Annotated in this window: 17 protein-coding genes, 2 pseudogenes and 1 CRISPR repeat array; of the genes and pseudogenes, 8 read left to right on the top strand and 11 right to left on the bottom strand. The window is 56.4% G+C overall.

The window, feature by feature from the left end; all coding sequences use genetic code 11:
• Positions 1 to 84 precede the first annotated feature (84 nt).
• A protein-coding gene (locus tag ACP15R_RS26370) for an IS630 family transposase (RefSeq protein WP_424985805.1) occupies positions 85 to 1,043 on the top strand; the annotation gives its coding sequence in 2 pieces (ribosomal slippage) (positions 85 to 426 and positions 429 to 1,043; 957 coding nt in all).
• 348 nt (positions 1,044 to 1,391) lie between these two features.
• Here ACP15R_RS26370 and ACP15R_RS26375 read toward each other — a convergent pair.
• The 3 genes from ACP15R_RS26375 to ACP15R_RS26385 all read right to left on the bottom strand — a co-directional run bounded on the left by ACP15R_RS26375 (position 1,392) and on the right by ACP15R_RS26385 (position 4,355).
• On the bottom strand, positions 1,392 to 2,678 hold the full coding sequence (locus tag ACP15R_RS26375) for a TRAP transporter large permease (protein ID WP_424988823.1): 1,287 nt from the start codon (positions 2,676 to 2,678) through the stop codon (positions 1,392 to 1,394).
• Positions 2,675 to 3,088, bottom strand: coding sequence for a TRAP transporter small permease (locus ACP15R_RS26380; RefSeq protein ID WP_424988824.1), 414 nt, complete (start codon positions 3,086 to 3,088; stop codon positions 2,675 to 2,677). The genes ACP15R_RS26375 and ACP15R_RS26380 overlap by 4 nt, the downstream gene beginning before the upstream one ends.
• A 154-nt stretch (positions 3,089 to 3,242) precedes the next feature.
• Positions 3,243 to 4,355 carry a DctP family TRAP transporter solute-binding subunit gene (locus tag ACP15R_RS26385; RefSeq protein WP_424988825.1) on the bottom strand — a complete coding sequence of 371 codons (1,113 nt, stop codon included), beginning with the start codon at positions 4,353 to 4,355 and terminating at the stop codon, positions 3,243 to 3,245.
• A gap of 66 nt (positions 4,356 to 4,421) precedes the next feature.
• On the opposite strand from ACP15R_RS26385, the gene ACP15R_RS26390 reads away from it, so the two are divergent.
• Positions 4,422 to 5,318 carry a LysR substrate-binding domain-containing protein gene (locus tag ACP15R_RS26390; RefSeq protein ID WP_424988826.1) on the top strand — a complete coding sequence of 299 codons (897 nt, stop codon included), beginning with the start codon at positions 4,422 to 4,424 and terminating at the stop codon, positions 5,316 to 5,318.
• 7 nt (positions 5,319 to 5,325) lie between these two features.
• Here ACP15R_RS26390 and ACP15R_RS26395 read toward each other — a convergent pair whose 3' ends face one another.
• Positions 5,326 to 6,444, bottom strand: a complete 1,119-nt coding sequence (locus ACP15R_RS26395) for a mandelate racemase/muconate lactonizing enzyme family protein (protein ID WP_424988827.1) — start codon at positions 6,442 to 6,444, stop codon at positions 5,326 to 5,328.
• A gap of 314 nt (positions 6,445 to 6,758) precedes the next feature.
• Here ACP15R_RS26395 and ACP15R_RS26400 point away from each other — a divergent pair.
• Positions 6,759 to 6,869: pseudogene (locus tag ACP15R_RS26400) on the top strand (IS5/IS1182 family transposase); the annotation flags it as partial.
• Between the two features lie 22 nt (positions 6,870 to 6,891).
• Positions 6,892 to 8,777: direct repeats of the CRISPR family, unit length 36 nt; unit sequence GTTGCGGCTGGACCGCGAATTTTGAACAGCTACAAT.
• A 73-nt stretch (positions 8,778 to 8,850) separates the two neighbouring features.
• On the opposite strand, the gene cas2 reads toward ACP15R_RS26400, so the two are convergent.
• The 3 genes from cas2 to cas9 form a co-directional block, all read right to left on the bottom strand.
• On the bottom strand, positions 8,851 to 9,195 hold the full coding sequence (gene cas2 / locus ACP15R_RS26405; RefSeq protein ID WP_424988828.1) for a CRISPR-associated endonuclease Cas2: 345 nt from the start codon (positions 9,193 to 9,195) through the stop codon (positions 8,851 to 8,853).
• Positions 9,192 to 10,103, bottom strand: a complete 912-nt coding sequence (gene cas1 / locus ACP15R_RS26410) for a type II CRISPR-associated endonuclease Cas1 (protein ID WP_424988829.1) — start codon at positions 10,101 to 10,103, stop codon at positions 9,192 to 9,194. Before cas1 ends, cas2 begins: the two co-directional genes overlap by 4 nt.
• Positions 10,104 to 10,181: 78 nt before the next feature.
• Positions 10,182 to 13,436, bottom strand: coding sequence for a type II CRISPR RNA-guided endonuclease Cas9 (gene cas9, locus ACP15R_RS26415; protein WP_424988830.1), 3,255 nt, complete (start codon positions 13,434 to 13,436; stop codon positions 10,182 to 10,184).
• A gap of 240 nt (positions 13,437 to 13,676) precedes the next feature.
• On the opposite strand from cas9, the gene ACP15R_RS26420 reads away from it, so the two are divergent.
• Positions 13,677 to 14,635 (top strand): IS630 family transposase gene (locus ACP15R_RS26420; protein WP_424988831.1). Its coding sequence is split into 2 segments (ribosomal slippage): positions 13,677 to 14,018 and positions 14,021 to 14,635, totalling 957 coding nucleotides; the frame shifts between segments, so codons are not numbered across the junction.
• A 462-nt stretch (positions 14,636 to 15,097) separates the two neighbouring features.
• On the opposite strand, the gene tnpA (ACP15R_RS26425) is transcribed toward ACP15R_RS26420, so the two are convergent.
• From tnpA (ACP15R_RS26425) to ACP15R_RS26435, 3 genes and pseudogenes are all read right to left on the bottom strand, one after another.
• Positions 15,098 to 15,496 (bottom strand): IS200/IS605 family transposase, encoded by a 399-nt coding sequence (tnpA, locus tag ACP15R_RS26425; protein ID WP_424988832.1) that lies wholly within the window; start codon positions 15,494 to 15,496, stop codon positions 15,098 to 15,100.
• Positions 15,497 to 15,707: 211 nt separating this feature from the next.
• Positions 15,708 to 16,160, bottom strand: a complete 453-nt coding sequence (locus tag ACP15R_RS26430) for a transposase (RefSeq protein WP_424988833.1) — start codon at positions 16,158 to 16,160, stop codon at positions 15,708 to 15,710.
• Positions 16,161 to 16,209: 49 nt separating this feature from the next.
• Positions 16,210 to 16,467 (bottom strand): annotated as a pseudogene (locus ACP15R_RS26435) (transposase); the annotation flags it as partial.
• A gap of 622 nt (positions 16,468 to 17,089) precedes the next feature.
• Between ACP15R_RS26435 and ACP15R_RS26440 the strand changes: the two are divergent.
• The 4 genes from ACP15R_RS26440 to ACP15R_RS26455 all read left to right on the top strand — a co-directional run bounded on the left by ACP15R_RS26440 (position 17,090) and on the right by ACP15R_RS26455 (position 19,370).
• Positions 17,090 to 17,821, top strand: coding sequence for a hypothetical protein (locus ACP15R_RS26440; protein ID WP_424988834.1), 732 nt, complete (start codon positions 17,090 to 17,092; stop codon positions 17,819 to 17,821).
• Positions 17,822 to 17,907: 86 nt separating this feature from the next.
• The gene (locus ACP15R_RS26445) at positions 17,908 to 18,084 is read left to right on the top strand and encodes a hypothetical protein (protein ID WP_424988835.1); all 177 of its coding nucleotides are present in this window, start codon (positions 17,908 to 17,910) and stop codon (positions 18,082 to 18,084) included.
• The gene (locus ACP15R_RS26450; protein WP_424988836.1) at positions 18,056 to 18,265 is read left to right on the top strand and encodes a helix-turn-helix domain-containing protein; all 210 of its coding nucleotides are present in this window, start codon (positions 18,056 to 18,058) and stop codon (positions 18,263 to 18,265) included. Before ACP15R_RS26445 ends, ACP15R_RS26450 begins: the two co-directional genes overlap by 29 nt.
• Positions 18,266 to 18,431: 166 nt before the next feature.
• Positions 18,432 to 19,370 (top strand): hypothetical protein, encoded by a 939-nt coding sequence (locus ACP15R_RS26455; protein ID WP_424988837.1) that lies wholly within the window; start codon positions 18,432 to 18,434, stop codon positions 19,368 to 19,370.
• Positions 19,371 to 19,381: 11 nt separating this feature from the next.
• Here ACP15R_RS26455 and tnpA (ACP15R_RS26460) read toward each other — a convergent pair whose 3' ends face one another.
• On the bottom strand, positions 19,382 to 19,783 hold the full coding sequence (gene tnpA / locus ACP15R_RS26460; protein ID WP_424985241.1) for an IS200/IS605 family transposase: 402 nt from the start codon (positions 19,781 to 19,783) through the stop codon (positions 19,382 to 19,384).
• Positions 19,784 to 19,910 lie beyond the last annotated feature (127 nt).

Here is a 19,910-nt window from a genome sequence, read left to right on the forward strand (position 1 = left end):
TAAAGCAGTTCCAGCTTTTGTTGAATCAAAGGGGGTTCCCATGAGGTGAGTTTTCTGATTCATCCTGTTCAGGAGGATCAGTTCATGCCTAACCCGCTTTCCGCCGATATTCGTGCCCGTTTTGAGGTGCTCTTTGCTCAAGGCCTTACGGGCCGCGAGATTGCGCGCCGTCTGATGATTTCGGCGGCCTCCGCCTCGCGTTTGTCTCAAAGGCTCAAACGCGGATTGCGCCTGACACCCGCCGACAACCCGCGCAATACCGGTCATGGGCGGTTGGCTCCGCACCTCGATTTTCTCATCGAGCTGATCCATCAGGACCCGGACATCACGCTCAGGGAATTGCAGGGGGCCTTGGCCGATGCACATGATGTGAGCGCATCAGTCTCTGGTATCGATCAAGCGCTCAGGCGGCTGGGATACTCGTACAAAAAAAGAGCCTCATTGCGGATGAACGCAAGCGCGCAAAGGTAAGACGCGCAAGGGCGGATTGGTTTGCCCATCGTGTTCCGGCGATCAGCGCGATGCCTGAACGCGTTGTCTTTCTTGACGAAACCTCCGTCAAAACGAACCTGACACGCCTCCGGGGGCGCTCCCTGCGCGGGACGAGATTGACGGCATCTGCGCCGTTTGGGTCATGGGGAACCCAGACCTTGATCGCCGGACTGGGGCCATCCGACCTGATCGCGCCATGGGTCATTAAAGGGGCGATGGACGGCCCCGCCTTTGTCGCTTACATCCGCGACGTGCTGATCCCCGAGATCGAACCCGGCACCGCCGTCATCCTCGACAACCTGGCCACGCACCGCAACAAGGAGGCCGAGGCGCTTCTGGGCGAACACGGCTGCTGGTTCCTCTTTCTGCCGCCCTACAGCCCGGACCTGAACCCAATCGAGATGGCCTTCTCGAAACTCAAAGCCCACCTGAGACGCATTGGAGCGCGCTCATTCACAGGGTTGTTCGAAGCCCTCAGTGAAATCTGTGACCTCTACACCCCGCAAGAATGCTGGAACTACTTTTGCGAGGCCGGATATGCTTCTACGTAAACTGGAACTGCTTTAGGGGCACCTCAGCTTCCACAGTGCTTCCAGTGTTGTTTTGGGAACGCGCACAGCGCCCCTTGGGGCGCTATCGCATTGATGATACTGGAAGATTTTGGTTGCGGGAGTAGGATTTGACCTATGTCGAACCAGAGAGCTTTTTCCATTCCGTTAGCTCTGATGCAGTGACCGTCCCCGACGGCATCGATATGCCAAGGTGGGTCTGCATTGGGCCACAAAAGAGGACGATCAAAGCACCAAAGCCTTCCGAACGGGAAGGCGGGCCCGTACTCCGCAGATTTGTGCAACGTGTTCCTTTCAATCACTCATTTCAGCCGCGCTGTTGCTTTTTTGCTACAGGAAGCCGAATACGCCCGGCAGCCAGAGCGTAAGCGCGGGAAAGATGTTTAGCAAAACCACCACGACGGCATTTGCCAAGAAGAGCGGCAGGATCGCCTTGAGCACCTTTTGCATCGGGATCTGGGCAATGTCCGCCGTGGCAAAGAGCACCAGACAGACCGGTGGCGTAATCAGGCCCATCACCAGCACCAGAACCATGATGACGCCCCATGAAAACGGATGCAGCCCGACCGAAACGGCCAGCGGCCCCATGATCGGCGCAAAGAGCAAGATCGCTGGGCCTTCGGTCATCCACATGCCCACGAAGAGCAGGAACAGATTGAGGATGATCAAAATGATGATCGGATTGCCGACGCTTGCCAGCACCGTGTCGCGCAGATCGGCCGGCAGGCTCTCGAATCCGAAAACCCACGACATGATGCCAATGAAGGCAAGGATGAAAAAGAGCTTTGCCGATCCCCGTGCGGCGCTCAGGATCATATCCGGCAGATCGCGGACATTGAGGCTGCGATAGATGAAGAAGCTGATGACCAGAGCATAGACGACAGCATAGGCTGCGGCCTCTGTGGGCGTGGCAAGGCCGCTCAGGATTCCGCCCAAAATGATAACCGGCATGAATATCGCCAGCGAGGCATTCTTGAAGCTCACGGCGAATTCTCTGGGCGTGAACGTCGTTTCATGCTTGGGGTAGTTTCGTCGCTTCGCGAGGATGTAGACGATGATCATCTGCGACACACCGATCATGATCCCCGGAATGATTGCCGCCGCAAACATTCCGCCGACCGACAATTCCATCGTGGCGCAATAGATGACCATGACGATGCTTGGCGGAATGATCGGACCAATCAGCGACGAGGCGGCAGTGACCGCGGCGGCAAAGGCTTTATCATAGCCCTCCTTCTCCATCGCGGGGATGAAGATCTTGCCCAGAGCGGCGACATCGCCAAGTGCCGCGCCGGTGATTCCGGCAAACAGCATCGAGGTCATGATGTTGACCTGGGCCAGACCGGCGGCAAAACGCCCGACCAGAAGGTTGGAGAAATGCACGATGCGTTGCGAAATATTGGCACGGTCCATGATTTCACCGGCCAGAAGGAAGAAGGGGATCGCCATCAGGACAAACGAGTCGAGCCCGTTGAACACGAAATGCGGCAATTGGGTCAGAAACATCTCCTGCCCGGAAAAGATGAAATAGGACGTGCCCGCAACCCCCATGGCAAGCCCGATCGGCGCGCCGAACAACAGCAGCCCCAGAAAGATGATCGATAGCAGAAGTATCATGTGTCTTGGGTCTCACAGCCCCGAAGGGCGTCTATGAATTGAAAGAGTGTCTCAAACAGCATCAGGCCGAAAGCCACCGGCAGCGCCAGATAGGGTATCCACATGCTGACGCCCAGAGAAATGGCCTGAACGTTCGCCGCGTAGCCCAGCGCACCGATCGAGTACCACACGATTGCCGCGAAAAAGGCCGCCTGAATGGCCAGGATCACGGCCCTGATCGCGCGTTGCAGCCCGTCGGGAAACAGAATGACGAGCGTGTCGACATGAAGATGGCCCTTTTCATGCAGAACAAAGACCGATCCGAACAGCGCGAGATAGATCATCATGTATTGCGATAACTCCTGCGCCCAGGACATCGGAAGCAGGAACAGGTTGCGCAACGCCACCTGCGAGCTGATGATCACCAGCATGCACGTCATCACGAGAACGCACATCCACTTGCACAAGGCGCTGAGGGCCCCGCGCGAGTTTGAGAAGACCGGTTTATGTACCATGAAGCGCCTTAATTGAAGGGCCTCCCCCGCAGGGTCCGGGGAAGGGATGTTGCGTTGTCGGAAACGCGCCTTACCGATAGCCCAGCTTGACCTCGGCATTCGCCGTCGCCTGAAGGACACGGTCAATCAGCTCTTCGCCCAACGTTTCCTTGAGGCTATCGATGACCGCCGCCTGAGACGCGTCCTTGAAGGCCTGCTTTTCCTCAAAGGTCGGCGCATAGATTTCCATGCCCTGCTCCTTGAGATACTCAAGGTCGATGTTTTCGTTCACCCGGCTGAGGGAGCGTGTCGCATCTGCGGCCAATTGGCCGGCAAGCAGGATGTCTCGCTGATAACTTTCCGGCAGGGTTTGAAACCACTCCTCATTCACGAAAATCGCCACGAAACTGTAGACATGCCCATCAAGCGTCAGGTTTTCCTGAACCTCATAGAGCCGTGCCTTACGGATATTGGTGACCGGGTTCTCCTGCGCCTCGGCGACGCCGGTCTGAAGGGCGGTATACAGCTCCGGCCATGAAATGGCGGTCGGGCTTCCGCCCATGGCCTCGACCATTGCCATGTGGGCGGGGACGGTCATCGTGCGGACCTTCATCCCCTCAAGATCCGACGGTGCCTTGATCATCTGGGAGTTGCTGGTGAAGTTCCGAAACCCAGCATCCTCGCCCCAGGCCAGCGGCCGAACGCCCGCCGTGGCAACCATGTCCTGCTTGATGAAGTCGCCCATCTCGCCGTCGAGAACCTCATAGGCGATGTCCACCTCGCTGAAGAGATACGGGATCGAGAAGGCTGCGATATTCGGATAGAAAGGAGCAATCCCACCTTCCGACATAGACACGGCCTGAATGACCCCCTGCTTCAATTGCTGCAACAGGGCGGGTTGTTTGCCGAGCGTTCCGTTGGGAAAGATCGTGACAGCCACATCACCACCGGTCCGGCGCTCGACCTCTTTCTTGAACAGTACAAGCGGGGAATGCAGGTGCGAGTGTTGGATCTCGGGGTTGGAATGGGCAAGCTTCATCTCATACGTCTGCGCCATGGCGGCGCCTGACATGCCGGCGGCAAGGGTCAGGGCCAATGCCGCTGCTCGCTCGAGTTTCCTAAGTTTCACGGTGTTCTCCTGCTGTTGGTCGTAATAGATGAAACATACAGAAAGATATTGACCCCTCCAGTGAAAATCTTTCATCCATAGATGCAGGCGGCTCACATATCCAAGAGGCGCAGCCCTGCCCCCAAGAATGGAAATTACAACATGATTCCAAAACGATACCCTAAGTTCCGAAACCTTCAGGCTTTTGAATCGGTGGGGCGGCTGGGCAGTTTCAAGGATGCCGCGAACGAGCTCAACCTCACCCCCTCCGCGATCAGCCACCGCATTACCGATCTGGAAGAGCAGCTCAGCGAACCCCTGTTCGAGAAGAGTGGGCGCGGCGCCACGCTGACGGCAAAGGGGCGGATGTTTCTGAGTTCCGTTCAGGCGGTGCTGGATCAACTGAGCGCCGCCACCGACAAGATCAAACATGAAGGCGTTTCAGGAAAGCTGACTGTGAGCCTCTACCCCACCATTGCCCATAGGTGGCTGATCCCCCGGCTACAGCGCTTTCGTACAAAATATCCCGAGGTTGAGATCCACCTCCAGATCACCCAGAAACCAGAGGATTTTTCATCGCTGAATATCGACGCGGCCATTTGTTACGCCAATAGCAGAATTCCCGGCCATCTTTGCGACTTCATGGTAAGCGAACGCCTGATTGCCGTATGCAGCAGTCAGTTCCTGCAACTCAACCCCGAGATCAAGCAGCCCCAAGACATTCGAAAATCCACCCTGATCCACAACACGATCCGACCGGAGCAATGGCAATGGTGGATGGAACAGGTCGGAATTCGCGCCACGCATACCGGCGACAGCATATTCGTCACAAGCCGGGATGCCGCGATCGACGCCGCGGCTGCGGGCTTGGGGTTTGCACTTGCCCATATCCCGCTGGTCAATGACGAGCTTCTGCGCAAGCGCATCATCTCGCCTTTCGACTTTGCGATCCCGTTTGATGATTTCGGCTTCTACCTCGTCATTCCCGAGACCAAGACCGAGATCCCAAGGATCATGGCCTTTCGGGACTGGATCTTGTCAGAACTGAAGAATCCGTAAGACGGCGTTACTGCCACGCGAATTCCTCCATCAGAGCTTCATCGAAAGTCAGCCCCCAGCCCGGTGCCTGCGGCAGCGGCAACCGCCCGTCAACGGGCTCCAGACGCCCGGTGCAGAGACCATCCAGTTTCCGCGCGTGTTCAGGGAAATACTCCACCGGGGCCAGGTTCGGGGTTCCCGATGCGAACGTGGCCGTGGCCGACAGACCGACCGTCATGGAATTATAGTTATGCGGCGAGACCTTGACCATTTTGGCATGGGCGATGGCGGCAATATCGCGCATCTCCAGCAACCCGCCCGTCAGGCACACATCCGGGTTTATGACATCAAGCGCCGCGCGCGATAATATCTCTTGGAAACCATGTTTATACCCCACAGATTCCCCGGCCAGAAGCGGCTGGCGAATATGCTCCCGTATCCACTTCAGCTCCTCGACCTGATAGGGCGGCACCGGATCCTCGACCCACGCAAGGTTGGCGGGCTCCAACCTGCGACAGATCTCCCTAAGCTGTGCCGGCTGAACCCGTCGTACAAAGTCAATTGCTAGCCCGACATCGGGGCCGATTGCGTCGCGCACGGCCTCGACACGCGCGATGCAATCATCATCGGACTTGGCGTGCCACAAGGGATAAAACTTGACAGTTTCAAACCCCATCTCGACATATTCCATCGCCTTTCGCGCTGTATCCTCCACGCTCCAGAAACGTTCGGTCCACATATTGGCGTATAACGGAATGTCGTGGTGGCACGCCCCGCCCAAGAGCTTGTAAACGGGCGTGTCCAACCCCTTCCCCAAGGCGTCCCACATCGCCAATTCGATACCGCTGGTGGCGCTGGCCACGTCCATGCTCACGAAATAGTTGCTGAATTCGGCCACCGCAGACTGGGTGAACGCACGGATGTCCGATACCTGGGTGCCAACAACGCGCGCGCCGAGCGAGGACACCAGCGAGCAGATCGCATCGTCATGCCCGGCAGAAACATAACATTCTCCCCACCCGATCAGCCCGCCTTCGGTCTCGAGCCGCACAAGAATATTCGGACGCAGCAAACACCACCCATCCGGTTGTGGATCGGCTGGCAACAGGTAGGGGTGGATCGATCTGATCGTGAATGCTTCCGACATGAATGTACCTCGAATACTGACGTCCCATTGCCGAGCGATACGATGCAAGCCAAGCATTGATACAATGTACCAGCAGCCGGATCGTTCGGGGCGGTTTGTGAGAGCTGCTTCCTAAATTTGCTGTTTCCGCCTTAGAGATACAGAAAAAATTTTCACATATAAGACACATGAAGATGAAGTTTTGTCATCAGAAGATGAATGTTCTCGAGATCCACCCGACCACCGAAAACTCCCGTGCATCGTAGACAGTTTGGACCAGGCTAGGGTCTGAAGGCTCGCTGCGTGTTTCACTACGTCGCAAACGGAGCGGTGCCGTGTCTGATCTTTTGCGGTTGAGTGATGCGCAGATGGCGCGTCTTGAGCTCTACTTCCCCAAGTCTCTTGGCAAGCTACGGATTGATGAACGCAGGGTATTGAGTGGAATTCGTTGGGCGCGCGCTGTCTCGGGTTGCGGCTGGACCGCGAATTTTGAACAGCTACAATGACCGGATCGGGCTGGTGATCCGCCGCGATGTTGCGGCTGGACCGCGAATTTTGAACAGCTACAATACATCGGACACGGCCCGTGCTTGTCTTTAGTTGCGGCTGGACCGCGAATTTTGAACAGCTACAATTCGGAAATAGCCAGATGGCTATCGTCTAAGTTGCGGCTGGACCGCGAATTTTGAACAGCTACAATGAACCCGGAGACCGCTCCGGTTCCATTTGAGTTGCGGCTGGACCGCGAATTTTGAACAGCTACAATTTTCTGCCACCACGTCCAGCGGCAACGACGGTTGCGGCTGGACCGCGAATTTTGAACAGCTACAATCAAATCGGGCAAGGGCCGTGCTTGTCTTTAGTTGCGGCTGGACCGCGAATTTTGAACAGCTACAATGCCGCCATAGCTTACCACGTCGCCTGGTTCGTTGCGGCTGGACCGCGAATTTTGAACAGCTACAATATATGACAGTAACGGAAATCATAGCCGAGAGTTGCGGCTGGACCGCGAATTTTGAACAGCTACAATTGGCCTCCTGCACGGTGGGCAGATCAGTCACGTTGCGGCTGGACCGCGAATTTTGAACAGCTACAATTGCCGCGCCATTTTATCTGTCATTCGCGGGGTTGCGGCTGGACCGCGAATTTTGAACAGCTACAATGCGATGTTCGATGCCGCCCGCGCGGTTGCGGTTGCGGCTGGACCGCGAATTTTGAACAGCTACAATAATGGCGGCAAGCCACATGTACGAACTGCGTTGCGGCTGGACCGCGAATTTTGAACAGCTACAATGGTCCGACACCACCGATCACCGACACGAGGGTTGCGGCTGGACCGCGAATTTTGAACAGCTACAATTGCGGCTGTTTCAGAACAGGTGGGGCGGCAGTTGCGGCTGGACCGCGAATTTTGAACAGCTACAATAGGGAGGCCCGGGCACCCCGGTCTTTCGCCGTTGCGGCTGGACCGCGAATTTTGAACAGCTACAATGAGGACAGCATCAAGGCCGACACCCCTTACGTTGCGGCTGGACCGCGAATTTTGAACAGCTACAATTGCATTCATGGAGCGGCGCGGGCGGGCGTCGTTGCGGCTGGACCGCGAATTTTGAACAGCTACAATTTCGCCGGAATAGCCGATGTTTCGGGCGCAGTTGCGGCTGGACCGCGAATTTTGAACAGCTACAATTTGAACTTGGCTGGTATGCCGAGGATCGCAGGTTGCGGCTGGACCGCGAATTTTGAACAGCTACAATCCCGCGCCACAAGGTTCACTCCCTGCGCCAGTTGCGGCTGGACCGCGAATTTTGAACAGCTACAATTTTGTTACCTCTCGTGCATCGTTCTGCACCGTTGCGGCTGGACCGCGAATTTTGAACAGCTACAATGCAATGGCCGTGCACGGCATATTCGCAGCCGTTGCGGCTGGACCGCGAATTTTGAACAGCTACAATGCGCTTCTTCTTCGCTCATCTTATCCTCTGGTTGCGGCTGGACCGCGAATTTTGAACAGCTACAATAGCAGCTTGCAATCGCAGTTGTTCCGTCTTGTTGCGGCTGGACCGCGAATTTTGAACAGCTACAATTCCGACCACGAAGTCAGGTCGTCAGGTCCGGTTGTTGCGGCTGGACCGCGAATTTTGAACAGCTACAATCATTTGCCTGCGCTGAAAACTCCGCTTTCGGTTGCGGCTGGACCGCGAATTTTGAACAGCTACAATAATCCAAAAGACGAAGCCACTCGCTTAATCGTTGCGGCTGGACCGCGAATTTTGAACAGCTACAATCCGGTCACGGTGCTTTCGTCCCCGCCGGTCGTTGCGGCTGGACCGCGAATTTTGAACAGCTACAATAGGTCCTCACTTAAACCACTGTAAACACAGAAGTTTAGGTGAGGCCTATTCCCATAGTCTATCGCGAATCGCATCAAAACATCACCAACTGTTGCGGATTCTCCCGGGCTTTTCTACGCCCTTGATCCGAGAAATGAACAATATCACGATATTGACGGTCGGTGAAGTTAAGTATCTGAACATCACCCGAATCAGGTAGATGACGTTCAATGCGGTTTACTCGGGTGGTAAACGCCTCTTTGCCATTGACGAAACGAGCGTAGACGGAAAACTGACTCCGCTCGAAACCCTCATCCAGCAGAAAGTTACGAAAGGCAGTCGCAGCCTTGCGCTGAGGCCTTGTGTCGGTCGGCAAATCGAACATCACTAATATCCACATCAGACGGTATCCTGACAAAAACGTAACATCGGCAGTCATGAACCCAACCCTGCAAGCGTCAGCGGATCGGGCGGATCCGGGAGCGCCAGATCAAGTTTGCCTGTCTCGAAACTCTGTCCCAGCGAAGTCGCCAGCTTTGTCAGCGCCACCGACACCGGTGTCACTCCTTCACCCAGAGGCAAGTCGGCGGCTATTAACCGGGCCAGCGTCTGTTTGGCATCTGTATCCACCTGTCTACCCCTGCTGTGGGTGATGGATCGGACAGCGCAATCCACCAGTGGCCGGAACGGTTCCATTAGGTCATCGGCTAAGGCGAATGCGTTGCCGCGATTTGAATGGTGCAGCCCGATCGTCGGGTGCAAACCTGCGGCGACCACCGCCCGCGATGTCGCCGACCTAAGCACGGTGTAGCCATAGTTTAGCAAAGCATTCTCATCGCGACCTCCAGAGTCGCGACGAAAGTCGGGACCCATCATCCGAGGCCAATAATAGCGGGCTGCTTGTGCTTCGACATTGCTTGCATCGCCCGATGTAATTTTCCGCTGCATCATGCGCAACCGCGCGGACGCCTCACCAATCGAATCCAGCGCAGCGGCCTGCATCTGCACTTTTCTCGTGACGATCTGTTTCCAGGCCTGTTTGCTCAACGGGGTCTTGGCCTGCCACTGTGCCCGCATACGCGCGCCTTGTGCATGGTGGCCGTCGATTGGCATCAGAACGGATTTAGGGGCATGGTTAGCCGCACAGAGAACCACAGGTGCACCCCGGTCAGCCAGTTCAGTGAGCAAGGATGTAGACCATGTCGTGCCGTGGGCGTGCACGATAACCGCAGCGATCTGGTCCAGCGGCGTGCGACCGATTTCTGTCCCGTTTTCAGTTACTTTTAAAAAACCGCGGTCACGCGATAAATGGCGACCGTCTGTCGCAATGTCGATAATCTGGTCCACACAACACCTCTCGCGCCCCCACGCGAATCGCTAACGTGCTGATTATATTGCGAAACCCAGATTCTTCAAAATCTGCTGTTAGCTTGGAGGACCGGGATCACGCAGCCGCCCCATCTCGTCCACGTGAACGCGTCGGATATTGGCTTTGAGCAACGGGCCAGCACTCATCTGGATAAATCTAAATCTATCAGACTTGTCTCGGTGACGGGCATCCGCATTTGCTTCGGTATGCGGCGCAATGAAAAGTCCGTTTGCCGGGTCTAGTTTTTGCACATACCCAATCACCGATTCACCTTCGCGTTCCAGCTTCACCATATCCCTCTTGAACACACGCAGCAGCCGTTTCGCCGCCGGATGCGGTTTCTTCTCTAAAGATGACTGATGCGCCTCAAACGTGGTCACAACTTGTGCTTTTATTTTACCATTGGGCAGCCGCCAGATCTCATAACATTGGTTGCTGTCCCCCTTGTAGGCTTTGAACGGCTTGCCGGATTTGTCGCTGATTTCGATCCGCGCGCTTTCCTGCAAGGTTTCCTCAAGGCGCACACGCCGCAGTCCGAAATACGGGTTGTCGGTATTGTCCGGTAGCTTAGGTGCATTGGCGAACCTGGCCAATGCCCTTTCAAACTCTTTCCCGTCTAATCCACGGGTGACGCGTGCCAGATGTTTCTGCAGGTCGGTGTCGCGGATGTTCGCCCCGCGGGAGGTAATCGCGATGTCGTTGGGTTTCAGCGACAGCAATGGCTTTCGACTGACAACTTTGTCACCGCTGTCCAGACCATAAGCCGTATCATTGTGCAACTGCCCTGATGTGCTATCGCGCCCGCGCTTGCGGGCAGCAGGATCGATCCGCCCGTGATCGGCACGGTGGCTGACAATTATCCGATCAAGTTGTGCGGCGATGCCTGTGCGAAATTCCTCCCACGGTGGTGGGACCGACCTGACCACCTGCTCGGCGCCATTGACCTCGTCCTTCTTTGCCATATCGGAGATCTGCTTGATCAGACTGCGATCGGTGGCTGCAACGACCGCTGCGTCGATAGCATGGTGGCGGTGGTCGGTGCGGTTTTTGGCCCTGACAGTCTTGCTGTCGCTGTCTGTCAGCGCGGTGATGCCATTCAGGCCCCAGTGACGGCGCAGCATCTCGGTCAAGCGTCCCGGCACGACCCAGACGTGGCTCTTGCCATCCTGGCCGTCATAGAGTGCATCCAGATAGCTGCGCGCTATACGCGAAAGATACTGCGTGTCTTTCAGCGCCCGCGCGGAAAAGTCATTCTCCCCTTCGAATCTCTCCATGGCATCGGGGGCGAAGCGCCACGCCTTGTTGTCAGGTAGGTTCTTAAGGTTGGCGGCGACAATATTCCATTGCGGGGTATCGCCCCAGACTTCCCAGGGGGTTTTGTTCGTTTTTTGGCGATTGGCTTCTTTCAGGCAGAGGGTTCGGTTGGCAAAACCGTCATCCAGCGTGCGCGAATAGGGCAGGATGTGATCCACGTCGCAGGATCCGTCAAAAAGCATTCCCGCACTGATCCGCTTGCCGGTGTACGGGCAGTTCCGGGTCATAACGTCATGCCCGAGATCCTCCCACAATCGCAGCACCATTCGGTTCGCGCCATTATTGGGCACGCCCATCTCCTCCAGCTTGTTGCCGCGCGCAATCGCTGCATCAGTGTTCTTTTTGATGTCGCGCTGAACCACTCGCTTCTGGTCTTCCGACAGCTTCAGATCGCGGGCCAGTTCCACGACAATCTGATCAGGCTTGCCATAAACGGTGATAATCTTGTTTACCAATCGGCGCAGCTGGTTCAGCCCGATATGCACGGTGGGATTGGTGATGCGACCGTATCGGGTGATCTCATCGTCATTATCATCATAGCTGCCGGGGATCACGTGGCGATCAAGTATCCGACCGTAATAAGGCAGCGCTGTCAGCACCTCGCCTGTACGACCATCAGAATGATGCCAGCCGCAGGCCGCAACAGCGGCACTATAGGGGATCACATCGCTCTCAAGTGCAGCCAGTATCCGCTTGGTCGCTGTCAGGCCCAACCGCCCATAACCTTCTGGCAAGGGAGCATTGGCAGCGGCCTCTGCATTCGCGCATTCCAAACCGTGATTTGACGTCAGCCATTCCACCAAGTTGGCATACTCTGCGTCACTTTGAACGGCACGTATGCGCTCTATCACCTCCCATTGTGCGTCGGCACTCAGGGCCGACCACCGCGCCCCAAACCGACCAGGGTGCGATAGGCTTGCGCGCACTGGATCACAGGCGATGGCATCGCGGTTCGCGGTTTCCAGCGTAAAAGACTGATCGGCCCGCAACTTGATTACTTTGCCTAATGCCTTGAGCTTCATCACCATACCCGAAAGCGACTTTGTATGAACCTTGTTATCTAGCGCATGCACTATCCGATCGCGCTCTTCACGGCTCAGACCACGCGAAGGTTCGCCCCGGGCGGTAACTTTGAGGTTGTTGACCGTCTCCAGCAATACTCGCCTTTGGTTCAGCGGGTGGGCACTCGGAATACGTTCATCCCGCTCCGGGACACCGTGCTGCCCAGAGAATAGACACAAACCAATCTTTGGTTTTCGAAGTTCTCGCTGATGGAAGATGATCGTTGCGATCTCATCGCGCAGATCGTCCGTCAGCGTATCCACGTGGTGTCCCGCCTGCGCGGCCCAGAGCTGGCTGAACTCATCCGACAGATGGCGTCGATCAGGATAGAAATCATATCCAACCTCTTCCTTTTCCGCATGATCGCGCCGAGCAACCGTAAGCCGTGCCCGCACACTTGGCACTTGTTTTGGGTCAGGGGCCGCAACGCGCCGCATATGCAGAAATTCCCCGTAGGTGCGCGCCTTTCTGATGGCCATCTCTTCATCAAGGCGTTTGGTGGCGTCCTTGATCTTACCACTTTCGTTATCACCACGGTCGGTCTTTCGGTTCGATTTGAAACCTCTCCGCTGGTTTATATGGAACAAAGCGCGCCCGAAATGCGTCAGGGGCAATGCTTCGTCCAATCCCTTCGCGCGCAACTCATAAGGGTCTAACAATTCGAGCGTCTTGGCCTCATTCGGATCGGCAGGCATCAAACCTACCTCAGCCATCCGCTTCATCAACGCTGTCTTGCGCCGTAGAAACCGATCCCGACGGCGGCGCTGCGACCGTGCCGCCCGCCGATCTACAGCTAGCGAAGCGCCTGATTTAGGATCGCGCCCATCAGAGAAAATTCGCACACCACCATCAATGACTCCGGTAATATCATCGTCCTGCGATGCATAAAGCCACCAGCCAATGGAATTCGTGCCAATATCTAAACCAAGTCGCATTCAATCATCGCCTTTAACGAAGTTTGTTGAACGCTGATTTTGGTCTCGATGCACCGCACGGTCAACTCGTTACCTGCCATTAGATTTGATGAACCGGCCCCCGACGGCATCGGCATTCCAAAGCAAGCCTGCGCAGATCCGCACAGCTATTCGATGCCTAAAGCGCCCCGCCAGAAACCTGAATCTCGGGGATTCCCATACGCATGATTTTGTGATTCATCCTGTTTGGGAGGGTGAATCATGTCAGCACCTTTGCCAGACGCGCTTCGGGCGCGGTTTCAGCGATACATTGAGGAAGGGTTAAGCGGTCGCGCTGCGGCATTGCGCTTGAAACTCTCGCCAGCCACGGGAGCGCGATGGGCGCTTGCGATCCGGCGGACGGGCCGGGCGGAGGCCGCTCCGCAGGGCCGACCGAAAGGCAAGGGCAAGCTGGACCCGCATCTGGGATTCTTCGCCGAAATCATCGAGCAAGATGGTGACATCACGATGCCCGAGCTGAGCGCAGCCCTGTTTGACGCAACGCGCGTCCGGGCGCATCCCAACGCCATCGGCAAGTTCCTTCGCAAGTTGGGCTACACGTATAAAAAAAGTCACTGGTCGCCACCGAACGTCACCGTGCCAAGGTAAAGCGGCAACGCGAGGATTGGTTCAAGCATCGCATTCCTGCCGTATCGAAGCATCCGGAACGCGTTGTCTTTATTGATGAAACATCAGTGAAGACAAACCTGACGAGGCAGAGGGGATGGGCCCCTTGCGGAAACCGCCTGATCATGGAGGCCCCCTTCGGCTCATGGGGCACCCAGACCTTTATAGCCGGACTGAGTGCCGACGCGATGATCGCCCCCTGGGGGATCAAAGGAGCCATGGATGGCGCGGCCTTCGCCGCTTATGTTGAAAAGGTTCTGGTGCCGGAACTATCACCCGGAACCGTGGTCATTCTGGACAATCTCGCCACGCACAAAAACGTCGAGGCGGAAAAGGCGATGCGCAGGGCAGGATGCTGGTTCCTTTTCTTGCCGCCTTACAGCCCCGACCCCAATCCCATCGAAATGGCGTTCTCAAAGCTCAAAGCACACCTACGCCGGATCGGCGCACGCACCTTCACCGACATGTTCAATGCAATCGCCGATATCTGCGACCTCTACTCACCCGAAGAATGCTGGAATTACTTCACTGCTGCCGGATATGCCGCAGGTTAAAGGCGGGACGCTTTAGACGTCAGTAGATTGCGGCTTGACGGCGTGCCTTGAACGGTTATTGTTTCTCTGTTCAAAATTCGCGGTCGAGCCGTTAACAAGCATTCGATTGCACCACATTAGAACGCGGGCTACGGCCTGCGTTTTTCCTTTTTGGGGTTTCGGAAACGGAGCCGAATAGTAGAATTCGGGAATGCTGTTGGCTTGGAGGCACTTGTAGTGAGCGACTCCCTCCCTCTCTACTGCGCAGTGCGCACCCTCAAGATATTCTATCTGGGTCTGGATCGGCATGCATGTTTGGATGCCCCCCACGATGCAAGGATTTTCTGATCTTTCTGAGCATGTGATCGGATGCGGTCATGTTTCAGGCCTCTCAGTCGCGGCTGTGACATGCCGCAGGCCGGTTCTCTGACTGCGGCTTTGTCAATCGGATAGTGGAGGACGCACCGGCTGACGCCGGAGGCATCATTTGGCGGAATGTAATTCCAGGTACTGCTTGATGACGTCGTCAGTCACGTTGCCAGAGGTCGTGGAGAAATACACACGCGCCCAAAACCGCCTTCCCCAATACCGCTTACGCAGGTCGGGGAACTCCATCTGAATGCGTCGGGATGGGCGGCCCTTGATGCGTTGCATAACATCGGACAGGGCCAGCTTCGGCGGGATCGATAGGAACATGTGGATATGATCGCGTGCCAAAACACCTTTCATGATATGGACGCCCAGTTGCTCGCAAGTCTGGATGATGATTTCACGGATCCGCTCGCGCATAGCGCCCCGCAGAACCTTGTACCGGTACTTCGTGGCCCACACGACATGGTATCTGTGATAGAAGCGCGTGTGCGCGGATGACGAGTAGCGCATGATCTTCCTCCCCGGAATCTGAAGCCATATCCCTTCGGGGCTTCAGATTCCGGGGAGGAAGATCAGAACAGATTCGCTGGAGCGGACCGGCTGGAAGCCGGTGGCTTCAATCCATTAGGCGGAAAGTAAACTCGGTTTCGTTCTTCCACATGGTCAACATCAGCACGTCAAGTTTCCGCGCGGTAGCAACAGCCGCTTTCGCGAAGCCTCGTCATCCTGCGAGCCGAACTGCCCAGCTCTTTAGTGCTGAGAACTTCTTCACTCGGGTAATCAAGGAAGTCGCTGCCTCGAACAGCAAGCTCCGCATGACCCCGTCGCCGCATTTAGAGATGCGCCCGGACCAATCAATTTCTCCGGACTGGTGTCGTCGAGGCGTAAGGCCCAGAAAGGCTCCGACATTCGTAGCCTTCCGGAAGCGCGAAGGGGCATCAATCAGCGCAACAAAATTCAGTGCGACGATGGCTCCGACGCCAGGGATGGTCATCAGCCATCGGGCAACGGGATGTCCTTCAGCCATTTTCTTCACAGCGCGGTCAAGTTCCTCCGCGGCCTGACAGAGGGTGGCGTGAGCCGCGATGAACCCTTCGGCGATCAGGCGCAGAACGGGCTCCCGCTCGCCTGCGGCGGCGAGTTGGTCGCTTAAACGCCCCGCTGACCAGCGCATTGCGGAACCGACAGTAGGTGGTCTCGTCCGGAACCGGGGCATGCAGATCGAGCCCGCAGAACAGCATGAAATCCAGCCGCACCTTAAACGCCCGTTCCAACTTGGGATCGCTCAGCCCATGCCATTGACCAACGAGCAGACACCTGAACAGCACCAATGGATCAAAGCCCCGCGGCCCGATCCCGTACCGCCCCAATCCGCGCTTCAGAATGGGTGAAAACGCTCCCCAATCCAGAAGTGCGTCTATCTTCGAGAGCACATCCTCATCGCCAACCCGATCCGCCGCCTCACGAAAAAACAGGTCCATAAATCCGCCCCTGACGCCCCGCAGACAGATTACCAAACCGCCACAAAGACGTGAATCCCAAATTACGCAGAGGTCTTTCAGAAGATTAAACAATAACCGGCCCCCGCTCCTTCCCCCCGGCTTGCAGGGGAAGGACCTTCGCTTTCAGATCCGTATCTACGCGATGCCATATTTCGGTGGCCAGCCGCTTCCCCGCAGGCTTCTCACCTGCCCCGCCTTTGCTGCCGTACGCTTGAGCGGTCCCCGGTCAGTCAGCCCTGTGTCTCATACTCAGGAACAACCGCCGGTGGGTTTCATCGTCGCGTTTCTGCGCCAGTCCAGAAGGTGCCGATCTGACGCGGGGTGGGGTAGTCCCCGGATCATCGTTCACATTTGGAGGCCGGTGAGTGAACACACCGTGGCCAGTGCCCTTGTTTGGAAAACCGGTGCGCTGGAGAAGCACTGGGATGAACCGGGCGCACGGGTCGGCGAGGTGATTTCGTCGCGTGCGCCAATCGTCCCAATCCAGGCTCTGAATGCCAAAGTGTAGCGATCAATATTCTTTTTTGCGACCGCTACATTGCAGCAGCATCTCAGCGTTATCCTCAGGATCTCAGTTTCAGTACGCGAGGGTACAATAGCATTGAAGCCGAAGCTGAGTTCCGGCAAAGTTTGGGCCATGGCTTCACACCATCCTGTACCCTGGAAGCTCCGGACCAGTGCCCGACCGTCGTCGGGCGCCTTGTCGATTGAGCAGATCCAGCGTCTCGGCGCGGCACATGGATTCAACGACGGCCCGCTTCTGGAGCTCTCCCGGAATCTGACCGTCGCCCAGGCGAATCCACTCAACCTGTCCCAACCTGAGCTGGCAGCCCCCAAGAAGGAGCGTGGCGGACGGGAAGCTCAAAGGGTCATCAACTATCTAACACGCGCCGAGAGCACAATTGCCAAGGCACAGGAGGTTATCGACGAACTCCGCTTTTCGAACCCTTTTGCGCATACGGGCATGCCCAACCCAGCGGAACATCAGCTTGCCAAGTTCCAGGAAGGTGTGGAGGCGATCTCGGGCTTACGCAAGTATCTAGAGACCATGGTGCGGACTGATGGCATCAGCTATGCCGACGAGCCTGACCGGCGTAAGGCACGTGATCTCCGCAAGGAAATGGTGTGCTGGACGATTTTCAGATTTTGGAGCGAACGCGACCGGCCGCTCAAATTTACGACAGATCCGGTCAACAACGAACGTGGCGGCGACCTCTTCGCCTTCGTCAACGCGATTGTCGAATGCATGACAGACCCACCGACACGGATCAGCGGCGAGACACTGAAACTCGACCTCAAGCGCTACCAGGATTTTCAAGAGAATGGGAGTTGAACCCGACGCCTAGTGTAGCGATCGATGAAAACTTTCTGAATCGCTACACTTAGCCCCCCTCCCACTTTGCCATGCATGGTCGTGGCATGACACGCGTTCCTGCCCATACCTCTACGCCAGACAAGGCTGCACAGCATGTTGAGATTGCGATTGAGCAGTTGATCGACTTGATTGCGCTGCAAGTGGCCCGCGAGATGGGTGCGGACGTTCCTGATCGCGAGGAGACCCATCACGATGGTTCGCAACAATCCCAAAACACCTAGCCTGACCCGACACCTGTTGACTGTGAAGGACGTCGCGACACTGGACAACTGCTCCGAAAAAACGGTGCGCCGTGCAATTGCGAGCGGCCTTCTTGAGGTGGTTCGTGTGGGTCCGGGCGGGCGATTGATCCGCATCGATCCGATTGCCCATGCCGCATACCGCCGCCTTCACATGGGGTAGGTCATCGCGACCATGAATGTCCATTCATGTCATATACTTAGCCAGTATTCGGGAAGAGGCCCTCACCGTAATTTTCTGACTTGTATGGTATATGTAGTCCCGATTCGGGACACATGTCAGCCGCTGTCCACCCGAGACCACTCTTGCCCAGAGGTACACGAACCCGATGACCCAAAACGCGCCCATCCCGATTGATCTGGCTTTCGTTCCCGCAAGCGCGCTCATGTTCGCGGATCTTATCGAGCAATTGCAGAATGATCTAACTTTGCCAGAAGGTCGTCGCCGGGACATGATTTCAGGTTTGCGGCGAACGGCCAAAGCACTCGGATTCCCGCCCGAAGAGGTTCCTTGCGACAGCCGATGGTTGCAGCCAAGGCTCGCAAAAATCAGCCCAGCCCGCCTCCGCCTCGCTCCAAAAAGTTGGCAGAACGCCGTCAGTGATGCCCGATCCGCCTTGGCCCTTTTTGGGATTGTTGAGCGCCGTTTCAACCGGATCGCCGATCTCGATCCCGAATGGAAAACCTTGTGGGCGATGGTTCTGAAGTCTGGTGACAAGACCCTGCAGCCCGCTCTTTGCAGGTTTGTCCATTTCCTCAACCGCCAAGGCGTTCAGCCAAGTAATGTTCGTGAGGAGCACGCCCTGCTCTATCGGGATGCACTTGAGCGGAATGAGATCAGTAAATCACCAGAGACGGCGTACCGTGCCGCCGTGAATGGCTGGAACCTCGCGGGGCGGCGCATCAAAGCGTGGCCACGCACAATCCTTCCTCTTGTATCTCGTCAATTCATAATCAAACGTGACCTGAAAGATTTTCCACTGAGTTTTCGTTGTGAGCTCGACCAACTCTTGACCGAACTCGGCAACCCCGACCCGCTTTCTGACCGGTTTTCCAACAAGGCTCTACGCGCCGCAACGATCGAACAATACCGCAACCAGTTGATCCGGTTTGCATCCGAACTGGTACACGCTGGCGTCAAACCCCGCAGCATAAAGCAACTCGACGTGCTCATTGATCCGCATATGGCAAAGCAAGGCCTCCAACAGATGCTGTTGCGCACTGATAATGTGGTGACAAAGTCGGTCAGTGAACGACCCACCGGCTGACGCCGGTGGCATCATTTGGAGGAATGTAATTCCAGATACTGCAGGATGATATCGTCGGTGACATTCCCAGACGTGGTGGAGAAGTAGCCACGGGCCCAGAACCGCCTGCCCCAGTAGCGCTTGCGCAACTCTGGGAACTCTATCTGGATGCGGCGCGATGATCGGCCTTTGATGCGCTGCATGACACCAGACAGCGATAGCTTGGGCGGGATCGACAGAAACATATGCACGTGATCTCGCGCCAAAACGCCGCGCACAATATGTACCCCCATCTCATTGCAGGTCTGCATGATGATCTCCCGGATACGCGCGCGCATCCGTCCCCGTAGAACTTTGTACCTATACTTTGTGGCCCATACGACATGGAATCTGTGGTAAAATCGCGTGTGCGCGGATGCCGAGTAGCGCATGATCTCTCCTCCTGAAATTTGAAGCCTTACCGCCTCAGCGGGCTTCAAATTTCAGGAGGAGAGATCAGCAGAAGATTCGCTGAAGCGGACCGGCTGGAAGCCGGTGGCTTCGATCCGTTAGATGGAAAGT

It is taken from the genome of Microbulbifer sp. S227A (assembly GCF_049800935.1).